This is a genomic window from Psychrobacter sp. Rd 27.2 (assembly GCF_001921755.1).
GTDB classification, from domain to species: Bacteria; Pseudomonadota; Gammaproteobacteria; order Pseudomonadales; family Moraxellaceae; genus Psychrobacter; species Psychrobacter celer.
This window is the reverse complement of the sequence record NZ_MRYB01000122.1, coordinates 1-369: the sequence shown is the minus strand read 5'-3', so window position 1 is coordinate 369 and position 369 is coordinate 1. Positions and strand designations below refer to the sequence as shown.

Below are 369 nucleotides of genomic sequence, written 5' to 3'. Positions count from 1 at the left end.
TGATCATCAAAATTCTTATAAGTAGACGTATACTTTAATGTTCTAAGGCTACTGCCGGGTCGTAGAGATTGAAGAGGTCCTTTTTTGAAGCCACCTTCGTAATCTTGGTCGGCGGAATCTCTTAATTTGAGGTTGAGTGCGTCATCTAAATTACCCGATCCTGTTTGATTAAACAAGGTAGTAAGTGAGTCGTAGCTACTAGAGGTGTTTGCGCTAATAGAACTATTATTACTATCAACTATAGTATTTTGGAAACCAGAGACAGTAGCATTCGCTGCTACAACTGGATTGTTTGGCGCTGGTGGCAATTGTTGTGCGGCGTCCAAAGCATCTTCAGCAGCTTTGGCTCTAGCCTCAGCCTCTAATCTT

1 protein-coding gene is annotated in these 369 nt (G+C 42.0%); it reads right to left on the bottom strand.

Annotation, left to right across the window (positions count from 1 at the left end; all coding sequences use genetic code 11):
* A partial coding sequence (locus BTV99_RS13580) for a hypothetical protein (RefSeq protein ID WP_178377985.1) occupies positions 1-369 on the bottom strand: 369 nt, incomplete at both ends.